Genomic DNA, 1787 nt, shown 5'->3' with positions numbered 1-1787 from the left:
CTTTTTACCTCTACCACCGTATTCTCCAGAATTAAATCCTATTGAAAAAAGCTGGGCTATTTTAAAAAAATCAGTTACAGAATTACTTCGTAAAATGGACTCTATAACTGATGCAATAACATACTGTTTAAAAACTAAATGACTATACCAATAAAAAATGAGAGGATAGCAACCTCATCTTCAGTGTGCTCAAAAAACGAAAAAAACACAATTGATTCTTGGATTCTGCCCCAATCAGTCAATTGTGTTTCATTGAAGTCTTTATCAGCCGCCCTAACTTAATGACATTGCGATTTCTCGGGCTTTCTGTTGGTATAAATTCAGATAAAAAGGGTTATAAAAGGCGGTAGACGGATTTGAACCGACGATCAAGCTTTTGCAGAGCCGTGCCTTACCACTTGGCTATACCGCCGCAACAAAGAATATTTTACACTAAATTGTGATGGACGTCAACTGCCAACTTTCGGCTTTTTCTTGCTCTTATATCTGATTATTAGTATACTAGATTTGTACTGAATAGATAGGAATCGAGGGAATAGCTTGGGCGGACTCTCCGATTTTTTATAGATAGAGGTGTTTTATGAACAAGAAAATCATGGTTTTAGCATTAGCAAGTTTGGTTTTGGTATCTTGTGGTCAAAAGAAAGAGGCTGAACCAAGCACTTCATCCAGTCAAAAACAAGTAGCATCGTCAGCTAAGCAGTCATCGTCATCTAAAAAGGATGCTTCTTCTACCAAAGCAAGTTCAAGTACAGAATTGATGGTAGAATCCCAAACAAGTACTTCTCAGGCTGAAAAGTCTAGTCAAGAAGCTAGTGTCTCTTCTTCTAAGCAAGAAGAAACTTCGGCTGTTGGTGAGGCTACAAGTGGTGCAACAATTCCTGTTATTCAGGGTTCTTGGTCAAGTGCAATGGGTTCCTTTACAGTGGATGGGGGGACATTGACGAATGGTACGGGTTCTTTTACCGTTAAGCAATTAGGAGAGGGAACTTGGACGCTTGCCGAAGTTGTAGCTAGTCCACCTGTCTACTATTATGTACCTGCAGGTCAGCCGTTGGCCACAAGTGTGCGGACTTATGTGTCAGATGAAACAAGGGATCGGATTTTTATCCAGCCACAATATGATGCTCCGCAGGAGGCTTTTGAACCCTATATTTTCTATAGAAACTAGCGAAAATTCTGAAAAAAGAAAAGCATCGTTCATGTAGTGATTTTGGCGAGCATGGCGGTACCTACGATTTTTGCTGGGGATAGACAACATCGGTCTTATCAAGAAGTTCTGGAAGATTATGGGAAGATAACTCGTATTGCTATAACAAGTAATGGAGAGTGGGGAAGTCAACGGTATGGAACGATGTCCCTTAAATGGAATACCTTGACAATTAGTGATGGGACTTTAAATCTTAGTGGAGAATCACATTAGTTCGGTTGGATACCATTATGTTCTAGTAAATATATCTATCTCGGGTTATTCTCAGATAAGTCCTGTGAACGAATTTATTTGAAGCCTAATTGTGTAGAGTCACAAGAAGAATTTGAAAAAGGAACCTAAATTTCAAGTTCAAGTTAGCCACCCAGAAGAAATTCCTTCGGCGACTTGTAGCCCAAGCATTTTTTAGGATAGTTGTTTATCCAATTTTCAATAAAGGCGACCTCTTTTGAGGCAATGTCATTAAGTTAAGGATTTCGAAAGCTCCTAAATTGAGCTTTCGAAATCCTTTTTTTGCTATACTTAGGCTAAAGGAGGTGGATAGAATGCCAAATCAAGTAAGGAAGCAACTACGAAA

3 protein-coding genes and 1 tRNA gene are annotated in these 1787 nt (G+C 39.1%); 3 read left to right on the top strand and 1 reads right to left on the bottom strand.

The genetic code is table 11. The annotated features are described in order from the left end of the window. A partial coding sequence (locus tag ACXM1Q_RS09185) for a transposase (RefSeq protein WP_458517795.1) occupies positions 1-142 on the top strand: 142 nt, incomplete at its 5' end. A gap of 199 nt (positions 143-341) precedes the next feature. Here ACXM1Q_RS09185 and ACXM1Q_RS09180 read toward each other — a convergent pair. Continuing rightward, positions 342-412, bottom strand: a tRNA-Cys gene (locus ACXM1Q_RS09180). 168 nt (positions 413-580) lie between these two features. On the opposite strand from ACXM1Q_RS09180, the gene ACXM1Q_RS09175 reads away from it, so the two are divergent. Together ACXM1Q_RS09175 and ACXM1Q_RS09170 are read left to right on the top strand one after the other, a co-directional pair. Next, positions 581-1171 (top strand): hypothetical protein, encoded by a 591-nt coding sequence (locus tag ACXM1Q_RS09175; protein ID WP_458517794.1) that lies wholly within the window; start codon positions 581-583, stop codon positions 1169-1171. Between the two features lie 51 nt (positions 1172-1222). Then, positions 1223-1423, top strand: a complete 201-nt coding sequence (locus tag ACXM1Q_RS09170; protein ID WP_458517793.1) for a hypothetical protein — start codon at positions 1223-1225, stop codon at positions 1421-1423. The last annotated feature ends 364 nt before the right edge of the window (positions 1424-1787 follow it).

Source organism: Streptococcus sp. 10F2, assembly GCF_054331515.2.
This window is presented reverse-complemented; position numbering and strand designations above follow the sequence as displayed.